The sequence below is a fragment of the Streptomyces coelicoflavus genome, from assembly GCF_045041415.1.
Taxonomy (GTDB): domain Bacteria; phylum Actinomycetota; class Actinomycetes; order Streptomycetales; family Streptomycetaceae; genus Streptomyces; species Streptomyces coelicoflavus.
Window position 1 is genome coordinate 6,797,373 of record NZ_CP108218.1, and the last position, 25,599, is coordinate 6,822,971.

A 25,599-nucleotide genomic window follows, 5' to 3' on the forward strand; every position below is an offset into this window, starting at 1 on the left:
CCCGCCCCCGATCGCCACCACTGTCGCTCCTGCGGCCTTCCCGACTTCCCTGCCCCGCACACCTGTTGATCTGGTCATCAGCGTATCCGTCGGCACCGTCGTGCGTCACGGGACCGCCAAAGGCGCCCCCACGCGCGCGGGTCGACCGCCGGGCGCGCCGTTGTGCGCGGTGCCGGGGACGCCGACGCGCGGAGCCTGGCCCTCCGGTGCGGGCGGGCCGCGAACCGGAGGGCCGGGCTCGGTCAGGAGGCCACCCGCACCTCCTCGCGCAGCCGGTCCGCGACCTGCGCCGGCATCGGCTCGTGCCGGGCGTAGCGGCGGTCGAAGCGGGCGGTGCCGTGCGAGAGGGAGCGCAGGTCCACGGCGTAGCGGCCGATCTCGATCTCGGGCACCTCGGCCCTGATCAGGGTCCGGCCGCCGCTGGTCTGCTCGGTGCCGAGCACCTTGCCGCGCCGCCCGGACAGGTCGCTCATCACGGTGCCCACGTAGTCGTCGCCGACCAGCACGCCCACCCCGGCGACCGGCTCCAGCAGGTGGATCCTCGCCGCGGCCGCGGCCTCCCTGAGCGCCAGCGCGCCCGCGGTCTGGAACGCGGCGTCGGAGGAGTCCACCGAGTGCGCCTTGCCGTCGAGCAGCGTGATCCGCACGTCGATCAGCGGGTGGCCCGCGGCGACGCCCTTGGCGGCCTGCGCGCGTACGCCCTTCTCGACGGACGGGATGAACTGCCGGGGCACGGCGCCGCCGACCACCTTGTCCACGAACTCGATGCCCGAGCCGCCCGGCAGCGGCTCCACCTCGATCTCGCAGATGGCGTACTGCCCGTGCCCGCCGGACTGCTTCACGTGCCGCCCGCGCCCGGCGGCCCGGCCGCCGAAGGTCTCGCGCAGGGCGACCCGGTGGGGTACGACGTCGACCTGCACGCCGTAGCGGCTGCGCAGCCGTTCCAGGGCCACGTCGGCGTGGGCCTCGCCCAGGCACCACAGGACCACCTGGTGGGTGTCCTGGTTGTGCTCCAGGCGCATCGTCGGGTCCTCGGCGACCAGCCGGGCCAGCCCCTGGGAGAGCTTGTCCTCGTCGGGTTTGCTGTGCGCCTCGATGGCGAGCGGCAGCAGCGGGTCGGGCATCTCCCAGGGGGCCATGAGCAGCGGGTCGTCCTTGGCCGAGAGCGTGTCCCCGGTCTCCGCGCGGGTCAGCTTGGCCACGCAGGCGAGGTCGCCCGCGATCACGTGCGGGACCGGCCGCTGCTGCTTGCCGAACGGCGTCGACAGGGCGCCGATCCGCTCGTCGACGTCGTGGTCCTCGTGCCCGCGGTCGGTCATCCCGTGCCCGGACACGTGCACCGTCTGGTCGGCGCGCAGGGTGCCGGAGAAGACGCGGACCATCGAGATCCGGCCGACGTACGGGTCCGAGGACGTCTTGACGACCTCCGCGACCAGCGACTCCTCCGGGTCGCACATCCGCAGTTCGCGCCCGGCGCCCTCGGGCGTGGTGACCCGGGGTGCCGCGCGCTCCAGGGGCGTCGGGAAGCCGCGCGTGATCAGTTCCAGCAGCTCGACCGTGCCCAGCCCCTGACGGGCGCCGTCGGCGGCGGGGGCGGCGGCCAGCACGGGGAAGAACACCCCGCGTGCGACGGCGCGTTCCAGATCCTCGACGAGCGTCTTGACGTCGACCTGCTCGCCGCCCAGATAGCGCTCCATGAGGGTCTCGTCCTCGCTCTCCGAGATGATCCCCTCGATGAGCAGGGAGCGGGCCTCGTCGAGTTGCGGCAGCTCCGCCTCGCCCGGCTCCGACGCCACGCGCTCGCCGGACGCGTAGTCGAACAGCTTTCGCGACAGCAGCCCGACGAGCCCCGTCACGGGCGCGTGTCCGTCGGGGGCGGGCGGGCCGTGCAGCGGGAGGTACAGCGGCAGTACGGCGTCGGGGTCGTCGCCGCCGAAGGCCTCCGCGCAGATCCGCGTCATCTCCTCGAAGTCCGCGCGGGCGGCCTCCAGGTGTGTGATCACGATGGCGCGCGGCATGCCGACGGCGGCGCACTCCTCCCAGACCATGCGGGTCGCGCCGTCCACGCCGTCGGAGGCCGAGACGACGAAGAGGGCCGCGTCCGCCGCGCGCAGACCGGCCCTCAGCTCACCGACGAAGTCGGCGTACCCGGGAGTGTCCAGGAGGTTGATCTTGATGCCGTCCCATTCGACCGGCACCAGGGAGAGCTGTACGGAGCGCCGCTGGCGGTGCTCCATGTCGTCGTAGTCCGAGACGCAGCCGCCGTCCTCCACGCGGCCCGCCCGGTTCACCGCTCCCGCCGTCAGCGCGAGAGCTTCCACCAGAGTCGTCTTGCCCGAGCCGGAGTGGCCGACCAGCACCACGTTCCTCACGGATGTGGGGTGGTCGGCCGCCGTTGCCCTTCCGGCGGCTCCGGTATGGGTGTGTGCCTTGTCGCCCATGTCCTTGCCTCCCGTGCACGGTGAGGTCGCTGGGGGCGCGGACACGCGGGACCGCGTGCACTGGCGGCTCCGGCGACGCCCGCGGTCCTTCGAGCTTTCCACTCCCGTCACGCCGCGTCCATACGAAGGACCCGATCCCGGCGCCCACCGGCCGCTCGCCCACGGCTCCGGGTGCCCGGCCACCGCCCACGCGCGCGCGTGACTACGATGGGCCAGCCGGTGGCCAGCAAGGGCCGCGGCGCACACCGACCGTCGGGAAGGCCATGCTGAACAAGTACGCGCGTGCATTTTTTACGCGTGTCCTCACACCGTTCGCCGCGTTTCTCATCCGCCGGGGCGTCAGCCCGGACACGGTCACGCTGATCGGCACCGCCGGTGTGGTCGCGGGTGCGCTGGTCTTCTACCCCATGGGTGAGTTCTTCTGGGGCACGGTGGTGATCACGCTCTTCGTCTTCTCCGACCTCGTCGACGGCAACATGGCCCGCCAGCTGGGCCGCTCCAGCCGCTGGGGCGCGTTCCTGGACTCCACCCTCGACCGGGTCGCCGACGGCGCGATCTTCGGCGGCCTCGCCCTGTGGTACGCGGGCGGCGGCGACGACAACGTGCTGTGCGCCGTGTCGATCTTCTGCCTCGCCAGTGGGCAGGTGGTGTCGTACACCAAGGCGCGCGGCGAGGCGATCGGCCTGCCGGTGGCCGTCAACGGACTGGTCGAACGCGCCGAGCGTCTCGTCATCTCCCTGGTCGCCGCCGGATTCGCCGGGCTGCACAAGTTCGGCGTCCCCGGCATCCAGTACCTGCTGCCGGTCGCCCTGTGGATCGTCGCCGTCGGCAGCCTCGTCACGCTGGTCCAGCGGGTCGTCACGGTCCGCCGGGAGGCCGCGGAGGCGGACGCCGCCGCGCAGGACAGCCAGGGCACCGAGGCGGCCAAGTGAGCGCTCGGGACCGGCTGACCGACGGTCTGTACGGCGCCGGCTGGGGCACCGTGAAGAAGCTCCCCGAACCCGCCGCCGTGCGCCTCGGCCGCACCATCGCCGACGTCGCGTGGAAGCAGCGCGGCACGGGAGTGCGCCGCCTCGAGAGCAACTACGCGCGCGTGGTGCCCGGCGCGAGCCCCGAGCGGCTCGCCGCCCTCTCGCGCGCGGGCATGCGCTCGTACCTGCGTTACTGGATGGAGTCCTTCCGGCTCCCCGCGTGGAGCACCGAGCGGATCAAGGGCGGCTTCGCCCCCAAGGACCTGCACCACCTCACCGACGGCATGGACGCCGGCAAGGGCGTGATACTCGCCCTGCCGCACCTGGCCAACTGGGACCTCGCGGGCGCCTGGGTCACCACGAAGCTCGGCATCCCGTTCACCACCGTCGCCGAGCGCCTCAAGCCGGAGACCCTCTACGACCGTTTCGTCGCCTACCGCGAGGGCCTCGGCATGGAGGTCCTGCCGCACAGCGGCGGTACCGCCTTCGGCACGCTGGCCCGGCGGCTGCGCGACGGCGGCCTGGTCTGCCTGGTCGCCGACCGCGACCTGTCCGCCTCCGGCGTGGAGGTCGAGTTCTTCGGCGAGACCGCCAGGATGCCGGCCGGCCCCGCCCTGCTCGCCCAGCAGACGGGCGCGCTGCTGCTGCCGGTGACCCTCTGGTACGACGACTCGCCCGTGATGCAGGGCCGCGTCCACCCGCCGGTCGAGGTGCCCGAGTCAGGCACCCGGGCCGAAAAGACGTCTGTCATGACACAGGCGCTGGCCGACGCCTTCGCCACGGGGATCGCCGACCACCCGGAGGACTGGCACATGCTCCAGCGCTTGTGGCTCAAGGATCTCGACCCGGCCAAGGCGCCGGGGGCTCGCGAGCGGGGCGCCCAGTGAGGATCGGCATCGTCTGCCCGTACTCCTGGGACGTGCCGGGCGGCGTCCAGTTCCACATCCGGGACCTCGCCGAGTACTTCATCCGGCTCGGCCACGAGGTGTCCGTCCTCGCCCCGGCCGACGACGACACCCCGCTGCCCCCGTACGTCGTCTCCGCGGGCCGCGCGGTGCCGGTGCCGTACAACGGCTCGGTGGCCCGGCTGAACTTCGGCTTCCTGTCGGCGGCGCGGGTCCGGCGCTGGCTGCACGAGGGCGCCTTCGACGTCATCCACATCCACGAGCCGACCTCGCCCTCGCTCGGCCTGCTGACCTGCTGGGCGGCGCAGGGCCCGATCGTGGCCACCTTCCACACCTCCAACCCCCGCTCCCGCGCGATGATCGCCGCGTACGCGATCCTCCAGGCCGCCCTGGAGAAGATCAGCGCCCGGATCGCCGTGAGCGAGTACGCCCGCCGCACGCTCGTCGAGCACCTGGGCGGCGACGCGGTCGTCATCCCCAACGGCGTCGACGTCGACTTCTTCGCCGACGCGGAGCCCAAACCCGAGTGGCAGGGCGACACGATCGGCTTCATAGGGCGCATCGACGAGCCCCGCAAGGGCCTGCCGGTGCTCATGCGGGCGCTGCCCAAGATCCTCGCCGCCCGCCCGCAGACCCGGCTCCTGGTCGCCGGCCGGGGCGACGAGGAGGAGGCGGTCGAGAGCCTGCCGAAGGAACTGCGGTCCCGGGTGGAGTTCCTCGGCATGATCAGCGACGAGGACAAGGCCCGCTTCCTGCGCAGCGTCGACCTGTACGTCGCGCCCAACACCGGCGGCGAGAGCTTCGGCATCATCCTCGTCGAGGCCATGTCGGCGGGCGCCCCCGTCCTCGCCGCCGACCTGGACGCCTTCGCCCAGGTCCTGGACCAGGGGGCGGCCGGTGAACTCTTCCCCAACGAGGACGCCGACGCCCTGGCCGACGCGGCCGTACGCCTGCTGGCCGACCCGGAGCGCCGTGCCGCACTGACGGAGCGGGGCAGCGCCCACGTACGGCGCTTCGACTGGTCCACCGTGGGCGCGGACATCCTGTCCGTCTACGAGACGGTCACCGCCGGAGCGGCGGCCGTCGCGACGGACGACCGCGCAACGGGCCTGCGGGCCCGCTTCGGCCTGGCGAGGGACTGACCCGCCGGGGCCGTCCCGCCCACCGATAGGGTTGCGGTCCGTGACCGCAACCCTCATCTGGATCCTGGTCGTCCTCGTCGCCGTCGGCCTGTACCTCAGCTGGACGGCGGGCCGCCTGGACCGGCTGCACGCCCGGATCGACGCCGCCCGTGCCGCCCTGGACGCGCAGTTGCTGCGCAGGGCGTCCGTGGCCCAGGAACTCGCCACCTCCGGCGTGCTCGACCCGGCCGCCTCCATGGTCCTCTACGAGGCCGCACACGCCGCCCGGCAGGCCGAGGAGGAGCTGCGGGAGGTCGCCGAGAGCGAGCTGAGCCAGGCCCTGCGCGCCGTCTTCGCCGACGCGCACCAGGTGGACGCCCTGCGCGAGGCGCCCGGGGGAGAGGCGGCGGCCCACGAACTCGCCGAGGCCGTACGGCGGGTGCCGATGGCCCGGCGCTTCCACAACGACGCGGTGGGAGCCGCCCGCAGACTGCGCGAGCACCGCAAGGTCCGCTGGTTCCGCCTCGCCGGGCACGCGCCCTTCCCGCTCGCCTTCGAGATGGACGACGAGTCGCCGGCCGCCCTGGTGGAGCGGGCGGCGTAACGCCAGGGGGGGCGGAGGGGGGCGAAAACGATCCACCGGCTACTCATTGGCCCTTGCTGTGGCCTGCTCGCCTCGCGTTTCCTCGTTGCTGCACAAACCCCCTCTTCTCCTCAGCGAGGTACCCGTGTCCAGCACGCTCCCCGAAAACCAGGCACCCGAGACCGGCACCGCCCGCGTGAAGCGCGGCATGGCCGAGCAGCTCAAGGGCGGTGTCATCATGGACGTCGTCACGCCGGAGCAGGCGAAGATCGCCGAGGACGCGGGCGCCGTGGCCGTCATGGCCCTGGAGCGCGTCCCCGCCGACATCCGCAAGGACGGCGGCGTGGCCCGGATGTCCGACCCGGACATGATCGAGGGCATCATCGGCGCCGTCTCCATCCCCGTGATGGCCAAGTCCCGCATCGGCCACTTCGTCGAGGCCCAGGTCCTCCAGTCCCTCGGCGTCGACTACATCGACGAGTCCGAGGTCCTTACCCCGGCCGACGAGGTCAACCACAGCGACAAGTTCGCCTTCACCACCCCCTTCGTCTGCGGCGCGACCAACCTGGGCGAGGCCCTGCGCCGGATCGCCGAGGGCGCCGCGATGATCCGCTCCAAGGGCGAGGCCGGCACCGGCAACGTCGTCGAGGCCGTCCGCCACCTGCGCCAGATCAAGAACGAGATCGCCCGCCTGCGCGGCTACGACAACAACGAGCTGTACGCCGCCGCCAAGGAGCTGCGCGCCCCCTACGAGCTGGTCAAGGAGGTCTCCGAGCTGGGCAAGCTGCCGGTCGTCCTCTTCTCCGCCGGTGGTGTCGCCACCCCGGCCGACGCCGCGCTCATGCGCCAGCTCGGCGCCGAGGGCGTCTTCGTCGGCTCCGGCATCTTCAAGTCCGGCGACCCGGCCAAGCGCGCCGCCGCCATCGTGAAGGCGACCACCTTCTACGACGACCCGAAGATCATCGCGGACGCGTCCCGCAACCTCGGCGAGGCCATGGTCGGCATCAACTGCGACACCCTCCCCGAGACCGAGCGCTACGCCAACCGCGGCTGGTAAGGCGCGCGATCCATGAGTGACACCCCCGTCATCGGCGTCCTGGCCCTCCAGGGCGACGTACGGGAGCACCTCGTCGCCCTGGCCGTGGCCGACGCCGTGGCCAGGCCGGTGAGGCGCCCCGAAGAACTCGCCGAGGTGGACGGCCTGGTCGTCCCCGGCGGCGAGTCCACCACCATCTCCAAGCTCGCCGTCCTCTTCGGCGTCATGGAGCCCCTCCGCGCGCGTGTGCGGGACGGCATGCCCGTCTACGGCACCTGCGCCGGCATGATCATGCTGGCCGACAAGATCCTCGACCCCCGCTCCGGGCAGGAGACGGTCGGCGGCATCGACATGATCGTGCGCCGCAACGCCTTCGGGCGGCAGAACGAGTCCTTCGAGGCCGCCGTCGACGTCCGCGGCGTCGACGGCGATCCCGTGGAGGGCGTCTTCATCCGCGCCCCCTGGGTCGAGTCCGTGGGCGCCGCCGCCGAGGTGCTCGCCGAGCACGACGGCCACATCGTCGCCGTCCGCCAGGGCAACGCGCTGGCCACCTCGTTCCACCCGGAACTGACCGGCGACCACCGCGTGCACCGGCTCTTCGCCGACATGGTGCGCGCGAACCGGGCCGCTCAGTCCTTGTAGGATTCCTGCGTTCGTTGCAGGAGATGGGTTACGCGAAGGAGACAGGCAGATGTCCGGCCACTCTAAATGGGCTACGACGAAGCACAAGAAGGCCGTGATCGACGCCAAGCGCGGCAAGCTCTTCGCGAAGCTGATCAAGAACATCGAGGTTGCGGCGCGCATGGGCGGCGTCGACATCGAGGGCAACCCGACGCTGTACGACGCCATCCAGAAGGCGAAGAAGCAGTCGGTCCCGAACAAGAACATCGACTCCGCGGTCAAGCGCGGCGGCGGCCTGGAGGCCGGCGGCGCCGACTACGAGACGATCATGTACGAGGGTTACGGCCCCAACGGCGTCGCGGTGCTCATCGAGTGCCTCACCGACAACCGCAACCGCGCCGCCTCCGACGTCCGCGTCGCCATGACCCGCAACGGCGGCTCCATGGCCGACCCGGGCTCGGTGTCGTACCTGTTCAACCGCAAGGGCGTCGTGATCGTGCCCAAGGGCGAGCTGGGTGAGGACGACGTCCTCGACGCCGTCCTGGACGCGGGGGCGGAGGAGGTCAACGACCTCGGGGAGTCCTTCGAGGTGCTCAGCGAGGCCACCGACCTGGTCGCGGTCCGCACCGCCCTCCAGGAGGCCGGCATCGACTACGAGTCGGCCGACGCCAACTTCGTCCCGACCATGCAGGTCGAGCTGGACGAGGAGGGCGCCCGGAAGATCTTCCGGCTGATCGACGCCCTGGAGGACAGCGACGACGTGCAGAACGTCTTCGCCAACTTCGACGTGAGCGACGAGGTCATGGAGAAGGTGGACGCATAGGCCGCGCCCTGTGCTCAGCGGGCCGACGGGGACACAACCCGTCGGCCCGTCGCTTTGTCGGTGGCACCCGATAGCCTGCACAAACAGGTGATCGACGAGAGGGGCCGGGTACGTGCGCGTACTGGGGGTGGACCCGGGGCTGACCCGTTGCGGGGTCGGCGTCGTGGAGGGTGTCGCGGGCCGGCCGCTCACCATGATCGGCGTCGGCGTCGTCCGCACGCCCGCGGACGCCGACCTCGGCCACCGTCTCGTCGCCGTCGAGCAGGGCATCGAGCAGTGGCTGGACGAGCACCGGCCGGAGTTCGTCGCCGTGGAGCGCGTCTTCAGCCAGCACAACGTCCGCACCGTCATGGGCACCGCCCAGGCCAGTGCCGTCGCCATCCTGTGCGCCTCCCGGCGCGGCATCCCCGTCGCCCTGCACACCCCCAGCGAGGTCAAGGCCGCCGTCACCGGCAGCGGCCGCGCCGACAAGGCACAGGTCGGCGCCATGGTCACCCGCCTGCTGCGGCTCGCCGCCCCGCCCAAGCCGGCCGACGCCGCCGACGCCCTGGCCCTCGCCATCTGCCACATCTGGCGCGCCCCCGCCCAGAACCGGCTCCAGCAGGCCGCGGCCCTGCACGCGTCCCGCGCCCCCCGCACCCCGCACGTCCCGAAAGGCCGTACGACATGATCGCCTTCGTCAGCGGCACCGTGGCCGCCCTCGCCCCCGACGCCGCGGTGGTCGAGGTCGGCGGCGTCGGCATGGCCGTCCAGTGCACGCCGAACACGCTCTCCACCCTGCGGCTCGGCAAGCCCGCCAGGCTCGCCACCTCCCTCGTCGTCCGCGAGGACTCGCTCACCCTCTACGGCTTCGCCGACGACGACGAGCGCCAGGTCTTCGAACTGCTCCAGACCGCCAGCGGTGTCGGACCCCGCCTCGCCCAGGCCATGCTCGCCGTGCACCAGCCCGACGCCCTGCGCAGAGCCGTCTCCACCGGAGACGAGAAGGCGCTCACCGCCGTCCCCGGCATCGGCAAGAAGGGCGCGCAGAAGCTGCTCCTGGAGCTGAAGGACCGGCTCGGCGAGCCGATCGGCGCCCCCGCCGTCGGCGCCCCGGTCAGCACCGGCTGGCGCGACCAGCTGCACGCCGCCCTGATCGGCCTCGGGTACGCCACCCGGGAGGCCGACGAGGCCGTCTCCGCCGTGGCGCCGCAGGCGGAGGCCGCCGGGGGCACCCCGCAGGTGGGCCAACTGCTCAAGGCCGCCCTCCAGACGCTGAACCGCGCCCGCTGACCCCGCCCGCCACCACCGACCCGGTGCGCCACGGCAAGGAGAACGAAGTGAACTGGGACGACACGACCGACGCGGAGGCCGCAGCCGAGCGGCTGGTGGGCGCTGTCGCCGACGGCGAGGACCAGGCCGTGGAGGCCGCCCTGCGCCCCAAGGACCTCGGCGAGTTCATCGGCCAGGAGAAGGTCCGCGAGCAGCTCGACCTGGTGCTGCGCGCCGCACGCGCCCGCGGGGCCACCGCCGACCACGTGCTCCTGTCCGGTGCCCCCGGCCTCGGCAAGACCACGCTCTCGATGATCATCGCGGCCGAGATGGAAGCCCCCATCCGCATCACCTCCGGACCCGCGATCCAGCACGCCGGCGACCTCGCGGCGATCCTCTCCTCCCTCCAGGAGGGCGAGGTCCTCTTCCTCGACGAGATCCACCGCATGTCGCGGCCCGCCGAGGAGATGCTCTACATGGCGATGGAGGACTTCCGCGTCGACGTCGTCGTCGGCAAGGGCCCCGGCGCCACCGCCATCCCGCTGGAGCTGCCCCCGTTCACCCTGGTCGGCGCCACCACGCGCGCGGGACTGCTGCCGCCCCCGCTGCGTGACCGCTTCGGCTTCACCGCCCACATGGAGTTCTACGGACCGGCCGAACTGGAGCGCGTGATCCACCGCTCCGCCGGCCTGCTCGACGTCGAGATCGACCCCACCGGCGCCGCCGAGATCGCCGGCCGCTCCCGCGGCACCCCCCGCATCGCCAACCGCCTGCTGCGCCGGGTCCGCGACTACGCCCAGGTCAAGGCCGACGGCCTGATCACCCAGGAGATCGCCGAGGCCGCCCTCGCCGTCTACGAGGTCGACGCCCGGGGCCTGGACCGGCTCGACCGGGGCGTGCTGGAGGCCCTCCTCAAGCTGTTCGGCGGCGGACCGGTCGGCCTGTCCACGCTCGCCGTCGCCGTGGGGGAGGAGCGTGAGACAGTGGAAGAGGTCGCCGAACCCTTCCTCGTCAGGGAGGGTCTGCTCGCCCGCACCCCACGCGGGCGGGTGGCCACTCCGGCCGCATGGGCACACCTCGGTCTCACTCCGCCGCGTTCGCAGAGTTCAGGAAACGGACAACAGGACTTGTTCGGGGCGTGACGACCCGCTCACACGGGGCACATTCGCCGGAGCAGGAACCCCGGTGCCATGCTGGGCGTTGTTCCATGCGCGCGGACTCGCCTAGACTCCGCCGATGCCGCCCTTGTCGGCGGCGTACACACCCCCAACCATCAGGCCGCTCACCATCGCGGTCGTGTGAAGGAAGTACCGACCCGTGAGTCTCGTGACCCTCCTCCCGTTCATCGTGCTCATCGGGGCCATGTTCCTGATGACCCGGTCGGCGAAGAAGAAGCAGCAGCAGGCCGCCAACATGCGGAACGAGATGCAGCCCGGAACCGGTGTCCGCACCATCGGGGGCATGTACGCCACGGTCAAGGAGGTCAACGACGACACGGTCCTCCTCGACGCCGGCCCGGGCGTCGAGCTGCTCTTCGCCAAGAACTCCATCGGTGCCGTCCTCACCGACGACGAGTACAACCGCATCGTCCACGGCATCGAGCACGACCTGAAGTCCGACGCGGACGTCGTCCCCGACGACGCCTCCTCCCTCACCGAGTCCGACGCCTCCGACAACGACGCCTCCGACGACAAGTCCGTCGACCTCGGCAAGAAGGCCGAGCCCGCCGACGAGACGGCCGACGAGCCGACGGTCGACGCCGCGCCCGCCGAGGCGAAGGCGGACGAGCAGGCGAAGAAGTCCGACGGCGGTTCCGAGGCGAAGTAAGCCGTGCCCCGGGGTGCGCGGGACGGGTTCCCGCGCACCCCGCGTGACGCGCGGCTCGCACGGATCCGGACACCATGTGATGGCCGCCGGTGACGCCTTCTGGGCGCGAAGCGGCCCGAGAGGGAGTACACCAAGGTGGTAGCACCTAAAAAGGGAAAGAATGCGAGCGCTCAGAGTAAGCCCGGGCGCTCGCTGGCCCTGATCCTGATCGCCATTGTGGCGCTCACCGGCGGCATGTTCGCCTCCGGACACACGACTCCGCGTCTCGGCATCGACCTGGCGGGCGGCACGAGCATCACGCTCCGGGCCGTCCCGGAGGCCGGCCAGGAGTCCGCGATCAACAAGACCAACATGGACACCGCGGTCGAGATCATGAACCGCCGTGTCAATGGGCTGGGTGTTTCCGAGGCCGAGGTTCAGACCCAGGGCGACCGGAACATCATCGTCAACATCCCCAAGGGGACGAACTCGAAGGAAGCCCGCCAGCAGGTCGGCACCACCGCCAAGCTGTACTTCCGTCCGGTCCTCGCCACCGAACTCTCCGGCGCCAACGCGACCGGCACCCCCTCGGCGAGTGAGACCGGCGGCGCCTCGGACAAGGCCACCGACAAGGCGACCGACAAGGCGACCGACAAGGACAAGGCCACCGACAAGGCGACCGACAAGGCGACCGACAAGGACAAGGCCACCGACGGGGACAAGGCCAGCGGCACGCCGTCCGATTCCGCCTCGGCGAGCGCCACCACCCAGGGCCGCGCCGCCAGCGACGCCCTGAAGGCCGACCCGAGCCCCTCCGCGACGAGCTCCGACGGCGCCTCCCCGTCCCCGAGCGCCTCCGGCGACGACTCCGCCGCCAAGCTGCAGCAGCAGTACGCGGCCCTGGACTGCACCGACGCGAACGCCCGCGCCAAGGCGGGCGACGGCGCCAAGCCCGGCGAGCAGACCGTGGCCTGCGGCCAGAACTCGCAGGGCCAGTGGCAGAAGTACATCCTCGGCGCCGCCGCGGTCGACGGCACCGAGGTCGACGAGGCCGAGGCCGTCTACAACACGCAGTCCGGCGCCGGCTGGACCGTGACGATGAAGTTCACGGACGAGGGCAGCAAGAAGTTCGCGGACATCACCGGCAAGCTGGCGAAGAACCAGTCCCCGCAGAACCAGTTCGCCATCGTCCTGGACAACGAGGTCGTCTCCGACCCGTACGTCAGCCAGGCTCTCACCGGCGGCAGCGCGGAGATCTCCGGCAGCTTCGACCAGGAAGAGGCCCAGAGCCTCGCCAACATGCTGTCCTACGGCGCGCTGCCGCTGACCTTCAAGGAGGACAGCGTCACCACCGTCACCGCCGCGCTGGGCGGTGAGCAGCTCAAGGCCGGTCTGATCGCGGGCGCGATCGGCCTCGCCCTGGTCGTCCTCTACCTGCTGTTCTACTACCGCGGACTGTCGTTCATCGCCGTCTGCTCGCTGCTGGTCTCGGCCGGCCTCACGTACGTGATCATGGCGTTGCTCGGCCCGACCATCGGCTTCGCGCTGAACCTGCCGGCCGTGTGCGGTGCCATCGTCGCCATCGGCATCACGGCGGACTCGTTCATCGTGTACTTCGAACGCGTCCGCGACGAGATCCGGGAGGGCCGCACGCTGCGTCCCGCCGTCGAGCGGGCCTGGCCGCGCGCCCGGCGCACCATCCTCGTCTCCGACTTCGTGTCCTTCCTCGCCGCCGCGGTGCTCTTCGTCGTCACCGTCGGCAAGGTGCAGGGCTTCGCGTTCACGCTGGGTCTGACGACCCTGCTCGACGTGGTGGTGGTGTTCCTCTTCACCAAGCCGCTGCTGACGCTGATGGCGCGGCGCAAGTTCTTCGCGAGCGGTCACAAGTGGTCCGGCCTCGACCCCAAGGCCCTGGGTGCCAAGCCCCCGCTGCGACGCACCCGCCGTCCGTCCCGTCCTGCCGCCGGCCCTGTCGACCCGAAGGAGGCGTGAGAGATGTCGAAGCTCGGCACACTCGGCGCCCGACTGCACCACGGCGAGGTCGGCTACGACTTCGTCAAGAACCGCAAGATCTGGTACGGCATCTCGATCCTCATCACCATCACGGCCATCGTCGGCCTGGCGGTGCGCGGCCTGCACATGGGCATCGAGTTCCAGGGCGGCGCGGTCTTCACCACCCCGAAGAACATGAGTGCCTCCGTCGCCCAGGCCGAGACCTGGGCGGAGGAGGCGTCCGGCCACGACGCGATCGTCCAGAAGCTCGGTGACGGCAGCCTCCGCATCCAGATCGCGGGCACCGACACCCAGCAGTCGGACCAGATCAAGGAAGACCTCTCGCAGAAGCTGGACGTCCCGGCGGAGAAGGTCAACGCCGACCTGGTCGGTCCCAGCTGGGGCGACCAGATCGCGAACAAGGCCTGGCAGGGCCTCGGGATCTTCATGGTCCTCGTGGTGATCTACCTGGCGATCGCGTTCGAGTGGCGGATGGCGCTGGCCGCCTTCGTCGCCCTGATCCACGACATCACCATCACGGTGGGCATCTATGCCCTCGTCGGCTTCGAGGTCACACCCGGCACGGTGATCGGTCTGCTGACGATCCTCGGTTACTCGCTCTACGACACGGTCGTCGTCTTCGACAGCCTCAAGGAGCAGACGAAGGACATCACCAAACAGACCCGCTGGACCTACGCGGAGATCGCCAACCGCTCGATCAACAGCACCCTGGTCCGCTCCATCAACACCACGGTGGTCGCGCTGCTGCCGGTGGGAGGCCTGCTGTTCATCGGCGGCGGTGTGCTCGGCGCCGGCATGCTCAACGACATCTCGCTGTCGCTGTTCGTCGGTCTCGCCGCGGGTGCCTACTCGTCCATCTTCATCGCCACGCCGCTCGTCGCCGACCTCAAGGAGGCCGAGCCGCAGATGAAGTCCCTCAAGAAGCGGGTCCTCGCCAAGCGCGCCCAGGCGTCGGCCAAGGGCGAGCAGGCACCGGCCGCCGCGGACGAGGCACCGTACGCGGACGACGGGACCGACGACGCGGCAGCCGCGGTCGTCGGGCCCCGCAACCAGCCCACGTCCCGCGGCAGGGGACGCGGCCGACCGTCGGGGAAGCGCCGATGACCGAAACGACCGACATCACGGAGCTGCTCCTCAGCCGCATCCGGGACGTGGCGGACTACCCGGAGCCGGGCGTGATGTTCAAGGACATCACCCCGCTCCTGGCGGACCCGACGGCGTTCGCCGCCCTGACCGGCGCCCTCGCCGAGGTCGCCGGGCGGACCGGCGCCACCAAGGTCGTCGGCCTGGAGGCGCGCGGCTTCATCCTCGGCGCCCCGGTGGCCCTGCGGGCGGGCCTCGGCTTCATCCCCGTGCGCAAGGCGGGCAAGCTCCCCGGAGCCACGCTCAGCCAGGCGTACGACCTGGAGTACGGCTCCGCCGAGATCGAGGTGCACGCCGAGGACCTCAGCGCGGGCGACCGCGTGCTGGTCGTCGACGACGTCCTCGCCACCGGCGGCACCGCCGGGGCCTCGCTGGAGCTGATCCGCCGGGCCGGTGCCGAGGTCGCGGGCCTCGCCGTCCTGATGGAGCTGGGCTTCCTCGGCGGGCGGGCCCGGCTGGAGCCGGCCCTGGCCGGTGCCCCGCTGAAGGCGCTGCTCACGGTCTGAACCACGCGAACCGCACGGCTGGGGCGGGCCCGGAGGAATCCGGCGCCCGCCCCGGACGTTGCAGCAGTTGACAGCCCTCACATTGGCCAGAAGGCGATCCTGGAGGGCAGGATCGCTACCATGGGGTATCCGGAGCCTGACCGGGGGACCCGGATCGCGCACGAGGAGTCCTCTTGCCAGACGAGGCCCAGCCACTGACCGCCGCAAAGCCCGAGTCCGCCTCGGCGCCCGCGGCGAAGCCCGCGCCGAGCGGGCCCCAGGCGAAGAACGACACGCGTGGACCGATCCAGCACGCCCCGTCCGCGCCGGTCGACAAGCCCGCCGAGCAGCAGCCGCGCCCCAAGTCGCTCCCCTCCGAGCGCCCGCAGAACGCGCCCGTCGTGCGCGCCCCCGGCGGGCAGCCCGCCCGCTCCGGCTCCTCCAACCGCGTCCGCGCCCGCCTCGCCCGCCTCGGCGTGCAGCGCGCCAACCCGTACAACCCGGTCCTGGAGCCGCTGCTGCGCATAGTGCGCGGCAACGACCCCAAGATCGAGACGGCGACCCTGCGCCAGATCGAGCGCGCCTACCAGGTCGCCGAACGCTGGCACCGCGGCCAGAAGCGCAAGAGCGGCGACCCGTACATCACGCACCCGCTCGCCGTCACCACCATCCTCGCCGAGCTGGGCATGGATCCGGCCACGCTGATGGCCGGGCTGCTGCACGACACCGTGGAGGACACCGAGTACGGCCTGGAGGACCTGCGCCGCGACTTCGGCGACGTGGTCACCCTCCTCGTCGACGGCGTCACCAAGCTGGACAAGGTCAAGTTCGGCGAGGCCGCGCAGGCCGAGACCGTGCGCAAGATGGTCGTCGCCATGGCCAAGGACCCCCGCGTCCTGGTCATCAAGCTCGCCGACCGCCTGCACAACATGCGCACCATGCGCTACCTCAAGCGCGAGAAGCAGGAGAAGAAGGCGCGCGAGACCCTGGAGATCTACGCGCCGCTCGCCCACCGCCTGGGCATGAACACCATCAAGTGGGAGCTGGAGGACCTCGCCTTCGCGATCCTCTACCCCAAGATGTACGACGAGATCGTCCGCCTGGTCGCCGAGCGCGCCCCCAAGCGCGACGAGTACCTGGCCGTCGTCACCGACGAGGTCCAGCAGGACCTGCGCGCGGCCCGCATCAAGGCGACCGTCACCGGCCGCCCCAAGCACTACTACAGCGTCTACCAGAAGATGATCGTCCGCGGCCGTGACTTCGCGGAGATCTACGACCTGGTGGGCATCCGCGTCCTGGTGGACACCGTCCGCGACTGCTACGCGGCGCTCGGCACGGTCCACGCCCGCTGGAACCCGGTTCCGGGGCGGTTCAAGGACTACATCGCGATGCCCAAGTTCAACATGTACCAGTCGCTGCACACGACGGTCATCGGGCCCGGCGGCAAGCCCGTCGAGCTGCAGATCCGCACCTTCGACATGCACCGCCGCGCGGAGTACGGCATCGCCGCGCACTGGAAGTACAAGCAGGAGGCCGTCGCCGGCGCCTCCAAGGTGCGCAGCGACGCCCCCAGGTCGTCCGGCAAGAGCAAGGACGACCACCTCAACGACATGGCGTGGCTGCGCCAGCTGCTCGACTGGCAGAAGGAGACCGAGGACCCCGGCGAGTTCCTGGAGTCCCTGCGCTTCGACCTCTCCCGCAACGAGGTCTTCGTCTTCACCCCCAAGGGCGACGTCATAGCGCTCCCGGCCGGCGCCACCCCCGTGGACTTCGCCTACGCCGTCCACACCGAGGTGGGTCACCGCACCATAGGGGCACGGGTCAACGGGCGGCTGGTGCCGCTGGAGTCCACCCTGGACAACGGCGACCTGGTGGAGGTCTTCACCTCCAAGGCGGCCGGCGCGGGCCCCTCCCGCGACTGGCTGGGCTTCGTGAAGTCGCCGCGCGCCCGCAACAAGATCCGCGCCTGGTTCTCCAAGGAGCGCCGCGACGAGGCGATCGAGCAGGGCAAGGACGCCATCGTCCGCGCGATGCGCAAGCAGAACCTGCCGATCCAGCGCATCCTCACCGGCGACTCGCTGGTCACGCTCGCGCACGAGATGCGCTACTCGGACATCTCCGCGCTGTACGCCGCGATCGGCGAGGGCCATGTCTCCGCGCCGAACATCGTGCAGAAGCTGGTCCAGGCGCTCGGCGGCGAGGAGGCGGCCACCGAGGAGATCGACGAGTCGGTCCCGCCGTCCCGCGGCCGCGGCCGCAAGCGCCGGGCCAACGCCGACCCGGGCGTCGTCGTCAAGGGCGTCGAGGACGTCTGGGTCAAGCTGGCCCGCTGCTGCACGCCCGTCCCCGGCGACCCGATCATCGGCTTCGTCACCCGCGGCAGCGGCGTCTCCGTCCACCGCAGCGACTGCGTGAACGTGGACTCGCTCTCGCGCGAGCCCGAGCGCATCCTCGAGGTCGAGTGGGCGCCCACCCAGTCCTCGGTCTTCCTGGTCGCCATCCAGGTCGAGGCGCTGGACCGCTCACGGCTCCTCTCGGACGTCACCCGCGTGCTGTCCGACCAGCACGTCAACATCCTCTCGGCGGCCGTCCAGACCTCCCGCGACCGCGTCGCCACCTCCCGCTTCACCTTCGAGATGGGCGACCCCAAGCACCTCGGCCACGTCCTGAAGGCCGTACGCGGCGTGGAGGGCGTCTACGACGTGTACCGGGTGACCTCGGCGCGCAGGCCGTCGTAGCGGGCAGCACAGGCGCACACAGGAGAGGGGCTCCCGTACATCGCGTACGGGAGCCCCTCTCCTGTGCGGCCTGCGACCGTCAGCCGCCGAACTCGTGCAGCCCCTTGAGCGCCTGGTCGAGGAGCGCCTGGCGGCCCTCCAGCTCACGGGCGAGCTTGTCGGCCTTGGCGTCGTTGCCCTGGCTGCGCGCCTGCTCGATCTGGGAGCGCAGCTTGTCCACGGCGGCCTGGAGCTGGCCGGTGAGGCCCTCGGCACGCGCGCGTGCCTCCGGGTTGGTCCGGCGCCACTCGGCCTCCTCGGCCTCCTGGAGGGCCCGCTCGACCGCGTGCATCCGCCCCTCGACCTTCGGCCGGGCGTCGCGCGGCACGTGGCCGATCGCCTCCCAGCGCTCGTTGACCGAACGGAACGCGGCACGGGCCGCCTTGAGGTCGGTGACCGGGACGAGCTTCTCGGCCTCCGTGACCAGCTCCTCCTTGAGCTTCAGGTTCTCCGTCTGCTCGGCGTCCCGCTCGGCGAAGACCGAGCTGCGGGCGGCGAAGAACACGTCCTGGGCGCCGCGGAAGCGGTTCCACAGGTCGTCCTCGTGCTCGCGCTGGGCGCGGCCCGCGGCCTTCCACTCGGACATCAGGTCGCGGTAGCGCGCGGCCGTCGGTCCCCAGTCCGTCGAGTTCGACAGCGCCTCGGCCTCGGAGACCAGCCGCTCCTTGGTGCGGCGGGCCTCCTCGCGCTGCGCGTCGAGCTGCGCGAAGTGCTGCTTGCGGCGCTTGGAGAACGCCGAGCGCGCGTGCGAGAAGCGGTGCCACAGCTCGTCGTCGGACTTGCGGTCCAGGCGCGGCAGGCCCTTCCAGGTGTCCACCAGGGACCGGAGCCGCTCACCGGCCGCCCGCCACTGGTCCGAGCGCGCCAGCTCCTCGGCCTCGGCGACCAGCGCCTCCTTGGCACCGCGCGCCTCGTCGGACTGCTTGGCCCGCTGGGCCTTGCGCTCCTCGCGCCGGGTCTCCACCAGCGCGACGAGCTTGTCCAGCCGGGCCCGCAGCGCGTCCAGGTCGCCGACCGCGTGGTGCGCGTCCACCTGCTCGCGCAGGTGGTCGACGGCGGTCTGGGCGTCCTTGGCCGACAGGTCGGTGGTCTTCACCCGCTTCTCGAGGAGGCCGATCTCGACAACCAGGCCTTCGTACTTGCGTTCGAAGTAGGCCAGTGCCTCCTCGGGGGAGCCTGCCTGCCAGGAACCGACGACCTGCTCGCCGTCGGCCGTACGCACGTACACGGTCCCCGTCTCGTCGACGCGGCCCCACGGGTCGCTGCTCACAGCGCCTCCTCCACATGATGCCTGCGGAGGGCTTCGCTACCCCCGGGCATCGTCCACAGTTTCGTCACGGCCAACATAGGCGACCGGCGGGGGGCCTGTCCGCATCCCGCACGACCGAACTTTCGCTGATGAGGGTCAGGATTTCGTGACCGTGGCCTTGTCGATCACGACCGTCGCGTTGGGCGCCGTGTTGCCCGTCGTGGGGTCGGGTGCCTGAGCCCCGGCCGCCGCGATTTTCTTGAGAACCTTCATCCCGGCGTCGGACACCGTGCCGAACGGCGTGTAGTCGGGCGGCAGCTGGCTGTCCTGGTAGACCAGGAAGAACTGGCTGCCTCCGGTGTCACGCCCCTGCTGCGCCTGCGGGTTGTACTGGTTGGCCATCGCGACGGTGCCCGCCGGGTAGACGTTGCCCTTGAGGCTCTCGTCCTTGAGGTTCTCGTCGGGAATGGTGTAACCGGGGCCGCCCGCGCCGGTGCCCTTCGGGTCACCGCACTGGAGGACGTAGATGCCCTCGGGGGTGAGCCGGTGGCACTTGGTGTGGTCGAAGTAGCCCTTCCCGGCCAGGAAGTCGAACGAGTTGACGGTGTGCGGTGCCGCCTTCGCCTTCAGCGCGATGTCGATGTCACCGCACGTCGTCTCCAGCTTCATCGTGTACTTCGCCGACTCGTCGACGGTCATCGCAGGTTCCTTCTTCCAGGTCTGCGTCTTGACCTTGCCCTCGGCCGGCTTGTCGCACGGGTCCGGAGCCTTGCTCGGCGCCGAGGCGCTCGGAGTGACCTCCGCGCTCGCGTTCGTCTTGTCGTCGTCGTCCCCCAGGACCACGCCGGTCGTGTACAGCGCGACACTGCCGATCAGAATCACGCCGAGCACCGACGCTATCGCGGCGTTGCGCATGCGCGCCTTGCGTCGCGCGGAGGTGCGTCGCTGCTGCTGGCGCAAGAACTTCTCCCGGGCGAGCTGACGCCGCCGCTGCTCCTGGGTGACCACCGGGTTCTCTCCTCATGCGTCTTCGTGTGCCGACCGGTACGCGTGGGTGCGATGAGCCGACCGTGGGCGTGTAGCCCCGTACCGTATATGGGTTCGCTGAGGAATCGGCACCGCCGGTAGGCTCTGACCATGGGCGCGACCCGTTCGCAAGCCCACCCGTACCGACCCAAACGAAGGACGATCGTGCTCATTGCCGGGTTCCCCGCCGGTGCCTGGGGGACGAACTGCTACCTCGTCGCCCCCGCCGCCGGTGAGGAGTGCGTGATCATCGACCCGGGCCACCAGGCGGCCCCCGGAGTCGAGGAAGCGATCCGCAAGCATCGGCTCAAGCCCGTCGCCGTCGTCCTCACCCACGGCCACATCGACCACGTCGCCTCGGTCGTCCCGGTGTGCGGCGCCCACGACGTGCCGGCCTGGATCCACCCCGAGGACCGCTTCATGATGAGCGACCCCGAGAGGGGGATCGGCCGCAGCATCGGCATGCCGCTCATGGGCGAGCTGACCGTGGGGGAGCCGGACGACGTCAAGGAGCTGACCGACGGCGCGCAGCTGGCGCTGGCGGGCCTGGAGCTGACCGTCGCGCACGCCCCGGGCCATACCAAGGGGTCGGTGACCTTCGGCCTGCCCGAGGCGGCGGACATCCCGCCGGTGATGTTCTCGGGCGACCTGCTGTTCGCCGGCTCCATCGGACGCACCGACTTCCCCGGTGGCTCCATGGACGACATGCTCGAGTCCCTGGCACGCGTGTGCCTGCCGCTCGACGACTCGACCGTGGTGCTCTCCGGACACGGCCCCCAGACGACCATCGGCCAGGAGCGCGCCACCAACCCGTACTTGCGGCAAGTGGCCGCAGGCCACCAAGGGAACAGCGCTCCGAACGCGCCCCGACGAGGAATGTGACGAGACCTTCCGTGAGCACCTTCAAGGCCCCCAAGGGCACGTACGACCTGCTGCCGCCCGACTCCGCCAAGTTCCTGGCGGTCCGCGAGGCGATCGCCGCCCCGCTGCGCAACTCCGGCTACGGCTACATCGAGACGCCCGGCTTCGAGAACGTCGAGCTGTTCGCGCGCGGCGTCGGCGAGTCCACCGACATCGTGACCAAGGAGATGTACGTCTTCGAGACCAAGGGCGGCGACCGCCTCGCCCTGCGCCCGGAGACCACCGCTCCCGTGCTGCGCGCGGTCCTGGAGGCCAACCTGCACAAGGCGGGCAACCTGCCGGTGAAGGTCTGGTACTCCGGCTCGCAGTACCGCTACGAGCGCCCCCAGAAGGGCCGTTACCGCCACTTCTCCCAGGTCGGCGCCGAGGCGATCGGCGCCGAGGACCCGGCCCTGGACGCCGAACTGATCATCCTGGCCGACCAGTCGTACCGCGCGCTCGGCCTGCGGAACTTCCGCATCCTGCTCAACTCCCTGGGCGACAAGGAGTGCCGTCCCGTCTACCGGGCCGCGCTCCAGGACTTCCTGCGGGGGCTCGACCTGGACGAGGAGACCCTGCGCCGCGCCGAGATCAACCCGCTGCGCATCCTGGACGACAAGCGCCCGGAGGTGCAGAAGCAGCTCACCGACGCCCCGCTGCTGCGCGACTACCTGTGCGACGCCTGCAAGGCGTACCACGAGGAGGTGCGCGAGCTGATCACGGCGGCGGGCGTGGTCTTCGAGGACGACCCGAAGCTGGTGCGCGGCCTGGACTACTACACGCGCACGACGTTCGAGTTCGTCCACGACGGCCTCGGCTCCCAGTCCGCGGTGGGCGGTGGCGGCCGCTACGACGGCCTGTCCGAGATGATCGGCGGCCCCTCGCTGCCCTCGGTCGGCTGGGCGCTCGGCGTCGACCGCACCGTCCTCGCCCTGGAGGCGGAGGGCATCGAACTGGACATCCCGTCCGCGACCTCGGTGTTCGCGGTCCCGCTGGGCGAGGAGGCCCGCCGAATCCTCTTCGCCAAGGTCACCGAGCTGCGCAAGAACGGCGTCGCCGCCGACTTCTCCTACGGCGGCAAGGGGCTCAAGGCCGCGATGAAGGCGGCCAACCGCTCCGGCGCCCGCTACACCCTGGTCCTGGGCGAGCGCGACCTGGCCGAGGGCGTCGTCCAGCTCAAGGACATGGAGTCCGGCGAGCAGACCGCGATCGGCGTCAACGAGATCGTCGCGGAGCTGGAGTCGAGGCTCGGCTAGCCCGCCCGCACCCCCAGGGGCCACGTGTTTTCGCTCGCGCGTGCCCCTGGGGAACGGATGGTGGCCAAAACGTGCCGCTCGGGAGTGACCGCCGGTCCGTTCATAGGCTCATCGAACGGTGCCCCTACAGGCTTGTGCGGCACAATGGCCCCTGCCCGAAGCAGGTCCCACTCTCCAGTGACGGAATCGGCGTGATGAGCAAGACGACAGTGAAGGACGTCTCCACCGTGGCAGAGTCCGCGCCGGACAGCGGCACCCGCACCCCGCGCACCGAGGGCGGCAGCCGCGCCCTCGCCCTGCTGCTGGTGATCACGGGTGCGGCCGGCCTGCTCGCCGCCTGGGTCATCACGATCGACAAGCAGAAGATCCTCGAGGCCAAGGTCGCCGGCACCACGTTCACGCCCGGTTGCAGCCTCAACCCGGTCGTCTCCTGCGGCAACATCATGGAGAGCGACCAGGCCTCCGCCTTCGGCTTCCCCAACCCGATGCTCGGCCTCGTCGCCTACGGCATCGTCATCTGCGTCGGTATGAGCCTGCTCGCCCGCGCCACCTACCCGCGCTGGTACTGGCTCACCTTCAACGCCGGCTGCCTCTTCGGCGTCGGCTTCGTCTCCTGGCTGCAGTTCGAGTCCCTGTACCGGATCAACTCGCTGTGCCTGTGGTGCTGCCTGGCCTGGGTCGCCACGATCCTGATGTTCTGGTACGTGACCTCCTTCAACGTCCGCAAGGGCTTCCTGCCCGCGCCGGGCTGGCTGCGCGGCTTCTTCGGCGAGTTCACCTGGGTCCTGCCGGTGCTGCACATCGGCATCATCGGCATGATGATCCTCACCCGCTGGTGGGACTTCTGGACCAGCTGACCGGCCTTCCGCACGGGCGGGCCCACCGGGCCCGCCGCGTTGTCGGTGCGGTCCTTTAGGGTTCAGAGCGTGGAGCCCGATCTGTTCACCGCCGCAGCCGAAGAACGCCAGGAGAAGGACCCGACCGGCAGTCCCCTCGCCGTGCGGATGCGCCCGCGCACCCTCGACGAGGTCGTCGGCCAGCAGCACCTGCTCAAGCCCGGATCCCCCCTGCGCCGCCTGGTCGGCGAGGGCGCGTCCGGGCCCGCGGGGCCGTCCTCGGTCATCCTCTGGGGCCCGCCGGGCACCGGCAAGACCACCCTGGCGTACGTCGTCTCCAAGGCCACGAACAAGCGGTTCGTGGAGCTGTCGGCGATCACCGCGGGCGTCAAGGAGGTCCGCGCGGTCATCGACGGCGCCCGGCGCGCGGTCGGCGGGTACGGCAAGGAGACCGTCCTCTTCCTCGACGAGATCCACCGCTTCAGCAAGGCCCAGCAGGACTCCCTGCTCCCGGCCGTGGAGAACCGCTGGGTCACCCTGATCGCCGCGACCACGGAGAACCCGTACTTCTCGGTGATCTCCCCGCTGCTCTCCCGCTCCCTCCTGCTCACCCTCGAACCCCTCACCGACGACGACCTCCGGGACCTGCTGCGCCGCGCCCTGACCGACGAGCGTGGCCTGGGGGGCGCCCTCGCCCTGCCCGAGGACACCGAGGAGCACCTGCTGCGCATCGCCGGCGGCGACGCCCGGCGCGCGCTCACCGCGCTGGAGGCCGCCGCCGGGGCCGCGCTCGACAAGGGCGAGGCGGAGATCGGTCTGACCACCCTCGAGGAGACGGTCGACCGGGCCGCGGTGAAGTACGACCGCGACGGCGACCAGCACTACGACGTCGCCAGCGCCCTCATCAAGTCCATCCGCGGCTCCGACGTGGACGCCGCCCTGCACTACCTGGCCCGGATGATCGAGGCCGGCGAGGACCCCCGCTTCATCGCCCGACGCCTGATGATCTCCGCCAGCGAGGACATCGGCCTCGCCGATCCGAACGCGTTGCAGATCGCCGTCGCCGCCGCACAGGCCGTCGCCATGATCGGCTTCCCCGAGGCCTCGCTCACCCTCAGCCACGCCACCATCGCCCTGGCGCTGGCCCCCAAGTCCAACGCCGCGACCACCGCCATCGGCGTCGCCCTGGACGACGTGCGCAAGGGGCACGCCGGACCGGTCCCCGCGCACCTGCGCGACAGCCACTACAAGGGCGCCGGCAAGCTGGGACACGGGCAGGGTTACGTGTACCCGCACGACCTGCCCGAGGGCATCGCGGCCCAGCAGTACGCGCCGGACGGACTCAAGGACCGGACGTACTACACGCCGACCCGGCACGGCGCCGAGGCCCGGTACGCGGACGCCGTGGAGTGGACCCGCGGGCACCTCGGTCGCAAGCCGTCCTGAGCAGCCTGTAGAATCGCCCGGAGTGCCGAGTCCCGTGCCGTCAGAACGGGACAACCGGCCGGAACCCTCCGGGGTTCCAGGAGCGTCGCGCACCGTCGATCGGTGTCGCGGGCAGCCCACCACCACCCGGCTTCCGGGAGCGGTCGGTGGGCCACTCGCGTGCTGCACGTATGTGCCCAGACCAGGGAGCGGCTGCCCGGCAGGTCCCGAGCGGACCCGGCGGGTTTCCCCGGCTGCGGATGCGACCTCCCTCAACCCTGACAAGCCGGAAATCCAGGAAAGAGACACAGACAGTGGCGAACCAGCCCCGCCCCAAGGTCAAGAAGTCGCGTGCCCTCGGCATCGCGCTGACCCCGAAGGCCGTCAAGTACTTCGAGGCCCGCCCCTACCCGCCGGGTGAGCACGGCCGCGGCCGCAAGCAGAACTCGGACTACAAGGTCCGTCTGCTCGAGAAGCAGCGTCTGCGCGCGCAGTACGACCTCAGCGAGCGTCAGCTCGTCCGCGCCTACGAGCGTGCCTCCAAGACCAACATGAAGACCGGCGAGGCCCTGGTCATCGAGCTCGAGCGCCGTCTCGACGCGCTGGTCCTGCGTTCGGGCATCGCCCGCACGATCTACCAGGCCCGCCAGATGGTCGTCCACGGCCACATCCAGGTCAACGGCCAGAAGGTCGACAAGCCGTCCTTCCGCGTCCGCCCGGACGACGTCGTGCAGGTGCGCGACCGCTCCAAGGAGAAGACGCTCTTCACCATCGCCCGCGAGGGTGGCTTCGCCCCCGACGGCGAGACCCCGCGCTACCTCCAGGTGAACCTCAAGGCCCTGGCGTTCCGCCTGGACCGCGAGCCGAACCGCAAGGAGATCCCGGTGATCTGCGACGAGCAGCTCGTCGTCGAGTACTACGCCCGCTGACC

At 71.1% G+C, this 25,599-nt stretch carries 23 protein-coding genes; 20 read left to right on the forward strand and 3 right to left on the reverse strand.

All coding sequences use genetic code 11. The annotated features are described in order from the left end of the window. Positions 1-242: 242 nt before the first annotated feature. Positions 243-2,441, reverse strand: a complete 2,199-nt coding sequence (locus tag OHA99_RS30555; protein ID WP_405698415.1) for an elongation factor G-like protein EF-G2 — start codon at positions 2,439-2,441, stop codon at positions 243-245. Positions 2,442-2,704: 263 nt separating this feature from the next. On the opposite strand from OHA99_RS30555, the gene pgsA reads away from it, so the two are divergent. The 15 genes from pgsA (at position 2,705) to relA (ending at position 17,937) form a co-directional block, all read left to right on the forward strand. Next, positions 2,705-3,373, forward strand: coding sequence for a phosphatidylinositol phosphate synthase (gene pgsA / locus OHA99_RS30560; RefSeq protein WP_007447593.1), 669 nt, complete (start codon positions 2,705-2,707; stop codon positions 3,371-3,373). Beyond that, positions 3,370-4,299, forward strand: coding sequence for a phosphatidylinositol mannoside acyltransferase (locus OHA99_RS30565; RefSeq protein ID WP_405698416.1), 930 nt, complete (start codon positions 3,370-3,372; stop codon positions 4,297-4,299). Before pgsA ends, OHA99_RS30565 begins: the two co-directional genes overlap by 4 nt. Next, positions 4,296-5,459 (forward strand): glycosyltransferase family 4 protein, encoded by a 1,164-nt coding sequence (locus tag OHA99_RS30570; RefSeq protein WP_153180724.1) that lies wholly within the window; start codon positions 4,296-4,298, stop codon positions 5,457-5,459. Before OHA99_RS30565 ends, OHA99_RS30570 begins: the two co-directional genes overlap by 4 nt. A gap of 40 nt (positions 5,460-5,499) precedes the next feature. Further along, the gene (locus tag OHA99_RS30575; protein ID WP_007447575.1) at positions 5,500-6,042 is read left to right on the forward strand and encodes a membrane protein; all 543 of its coding nucleotides are present in this window, start codon (positions 5,500-5,502) and stop codon (positions 6,040-6,042) included. A 124-nt stretch (positions 6,043-6,166) separates the two neighbouring features. Continuing rightward, entirely contained in the window at positions 6,167-7,078 is a 912-nt protein-coding gene (gene pdxS / locus OHA99_RS30580) for a pyridoxal 5'-phosphate synthase lyase subunit PdxS (protein WP_405698417.1), read from the forward strand. 12 nt (positions 7,079-7,090) lie between these two features. Beyond that, on the forward strand, positions 7,091-7,699 hold the full coding sequence (pdxT, locus tag OHA99_RS30585) for a pyridoxal 5'-phosphate synthase glutaminase subunit PdxT (protein ID WP_153180726.1): 609 nt from the start codon (positions 7,091-7,093) through the stop codon (positions 7,697-7,699). Between the two features lie 49 nt (positions 7,700-7,748). Further along, positions 7,749-8,501: a YebC/PmpR family DNA-binding transcriptional regulator gene (locus tag OHA99_RS30590; RefSeq protein ID WP_007447571.1), complete on the forward strand. Its 753-nt coding sequence runs from the start codon at positions 7,749-7,751 to the stop codon at positions 8,499-8,501. Positions 8,502-8,613: 112 nt separating this feature from the next. Continuing rightward, on the forward strand, positions 8,614-9,171 hold the full coding sequence (gene ruvC / locus OHA99_RS30595; protein ID WP_042825785.1) for a crossover junction endodeoxyribonuclease RuvC: 558 nt from the start codon (positions 8,614-8,616) through the stop codon (positions 9,169-9,171). Next, on the forward strand, positions 9,168-9,773 hold the full coding sequence (ruvA, locus tag OHA99_RS30600) for a Holliday junction branch migration protein RuvA (RefSeq protein WP_153180727.1): 606 nt from the start codon (positions 9,168-9,170) through the stop codon (positions 9,771-9,773). Before ruvC ends, ruvA begins: the two co-directional genes overlap by 4 nt. Positions 9,774-9,820: 47 nt before the next feature. Continuing rightward, positions 9,821-10,894 carry a Holliday junction branch migration DNA helicase RuvB gene (gene ruvB, locus OHA99_RS30605; protein ID WP_007447568.1) on the forward strand — a complete coding sequence of 358 codons (1,074 nt, stop codon included), beginning with the start codon at positions 9,821-9,823 and terminating at the stop codon, positions 10,892-10,894. Between the two features lie 175 nt (positions 10,895-11,069). Further along, a complete protein-coding gene (gene yajC / locus OHA99_RS30610) occupies positions 11,070-11,579 on the forward strand; it encodes a preprotein translocase subunit YajC (protein WP_007447567.1) in 510 nt (169 codons plus the stop codon). Positions 11,580-11,714: 135 nt separating this feature from the next. Further along, entirely contained in the window at positions 11,715-13,550 is a 1,836-nt protein-coding gene (secD, locus tag OHA99_RS30615; RefSeq protein WP_405698418.1) for a protein translocase subunit SecD, read from the forward strand. Positions 13,551-13,553: 3 nt separating this feature from the next. Next, positions 13,554-14,675, forward strand: coding sequence for a protein translocase subunit SecF (secF, locus tag OHA99_RS30620; protein WP_164385431.1), 1,122 nt, complete (start codon positions 13,554-13,556; stop codon positions 14,673-14,675). Further along, on the forward strand, positions 14,672-15,220 hold the full coding sequence (locus OHA99_RS30625) for an adenine phosphoribosyltransferase (protein ID WP_153180729.1): 549 nt from the start codon (positions 14,672-14,674) through the stop codon (positions 15,218-15,220). The genes secF and OHA99_RS30625 overlap by 4 nt, the downstream gene beginning before the upstream one ends. Before the next feature lie 173 nt (positions 15,221-15,393). After that, the gene (gene relA / locus OHA99_RS30630) at positions 15,394-17,937 is read left to right on the forward strand and encodes a GTP pyrophosphokinase (RefSeq protein WP_153180730.1); all 2,544 of its coding nucleotides are present in this window, start codon (positions 15,394-15,396) and stop codon (positions 17,935-17,937) included. A gap of 79 nt (positions 17,938-18,016) precedes the next feature. Here the strand turns inward: relA and OHA99_RS30635 are convergent, their stop codons facing one another. Together OHA99_RS30635 and OHA99_RS30640 are read right to left on the reverse strand one after the other, a co-directional pair. Beyond that, positions 18,017-19,246, reverse strand: a complete 1,230-nt coding sequence (locus OHA99_RS30635; RefSeq protein ID WP_007447579.1) for a DUF349 domain-containing protein — start codon at positions 19,244-19,246, stop codon at positions 18,017-18,019. 135 nt (positions 19,247-19,381) lie between these two features. Then, positions 19,382-20,233, reverse strand: coding sequence for a peptidylprolyl isomerase (locus tag OHA99_RS30640; protein ID WP_153180732.1), 852 nt, complete (start codon positions 20,231-20,233; stop codon positions 19,382-19,384). A gap of 183 nt (positions 20,234-20,416) precedes the next feature. Here OHA99_RS30640 and OHA99_RS30645 point away from each other — a divergent pair, with 183 nt between their 5' ends. The 5 genes from OHA99_RS30645 to rpsD all read left to right on the forward strand — a co-directional run bounded on the left by OHA99_RS30645 (position 20,417) and on the right by rpsD (position 25,597). Continuing rightward, complete coding sequence (locus OHA99_RS30645; protein WP_405698419.1) at positions 20,417-21,133, forward strand: MBL fold metallo-hydrolase; 717 nt, start codon at positions 20,417-20,419, stop codon at positions 21,131-21,133. Between the two features lie 11 nt (positions 21,134-21,144). After that, positions 21,145-22,407, forward strand: a complete 1,263-nt coding sequence (hisS, locus tag OHA99_RS30650; protein ID WP_405698420.1) for a histidine--tRNA ligase — start codon at positions 21,145-21,147, stop codon at positions 22,405-22,407. Positions 22,408-22,601: 194 nt separating this feature from the next. Beyond that, positions 22,602-23,264: a vitamin K epoxide reductase family protein gene (locus tag OHA99_RS30655; RefSeq protein WP_054101829.1), complete on the forward strand. Its 663-nt coding sequence runs from the start codon at positions 22,602-22,604 to the stop codon at positions 23,262-23,264. A gap of 69 nt (positions 23,265-23,333) precedes the next feature. Further along, the gene (locus OHA99_RS30660) at positions 23,334-24,689 is read left to right on the forward strand and encodes a replication-associated recombination protein A (protein ID WP_153180735.1); all 1,356 of its coding nucleotides are present in this window, start codon (positions 23,334-23,336) and stop codon (positions 24,687-24,689) included. Positions 24,690-24,982: 293 nt separating this feature from the next. Next, on the forward strand, positions 24,983-25,597 hold the full coding sequence (rpsD, locus tag OHA99_RS30665) for a 30S ribosomal protein S4 (RefSeq protein ID WP_031035730.1): 615 nt from the start codon (positions 24,983-24,985) through the stop codon (positions 25,595-25,597). Positions 25,598-25,599: the final 2 nt, after the last annotated feature.

Excerpts from the sequence above, each read along its gene's own strand:
- OHA99_RS30555 (WP_405698415.1), bottom strand. The coding sequence starts at position 2,441 with ATGGGCGACAAGGCACACACCCATACCGGAGCCGCCGGAAGGGCAACG.
- pgsA (WP_007447593.1), top strand. The coding sequence starts at position 2,705 with ATGCTGAACAAGTACGCGCGTGCATTTTTTACGCGTGTCCTCACACCG.
- pdxT (WP_153180726.1), top strand. The coding sequence starts at position 7,091 with ATGAGTGACACCCCCGTCATCGGCGTCCTGGCCCTCCAGGGCGACGTA.
- OHA99_RS30590 (WP_007447571.1), top strand. The coding sequence starts at position 7,749 with ATGTCCGGCCACTCTAAATGGGCTACGACGAAGCACAAGAAGGCCGTG.
- ruvA (WP_153180727.1), top strand. The coding sequence starts at position 9,168 with ATGATCGCCTTCGTCAGCGGCACCGTGGCCGCCCTCGCCCCCGACGCC.
- secF (WP_164385431.1), top strand. The coding sequence starts at position 13,554 with ATGTCGAAGCTCGGCACACTCGGCGCCCGACTGCACCACGGCGAGGTC.
- OHA99_RS30625 (WP_153180729.1), top strand. The coding sequence starts at position 14,672 with ATGACCGAAACGACCGACATCACGGAGCTGCTCCTCAGCCGCATCCGG.
- OHA99_RS30655 (WP_054101829.1), top strand. The coding sequence starts at position 22,602 with ATGAGCAAGACGACAGTGAAGGACGTCTCCACCGTGGCAGAGTCCGCG.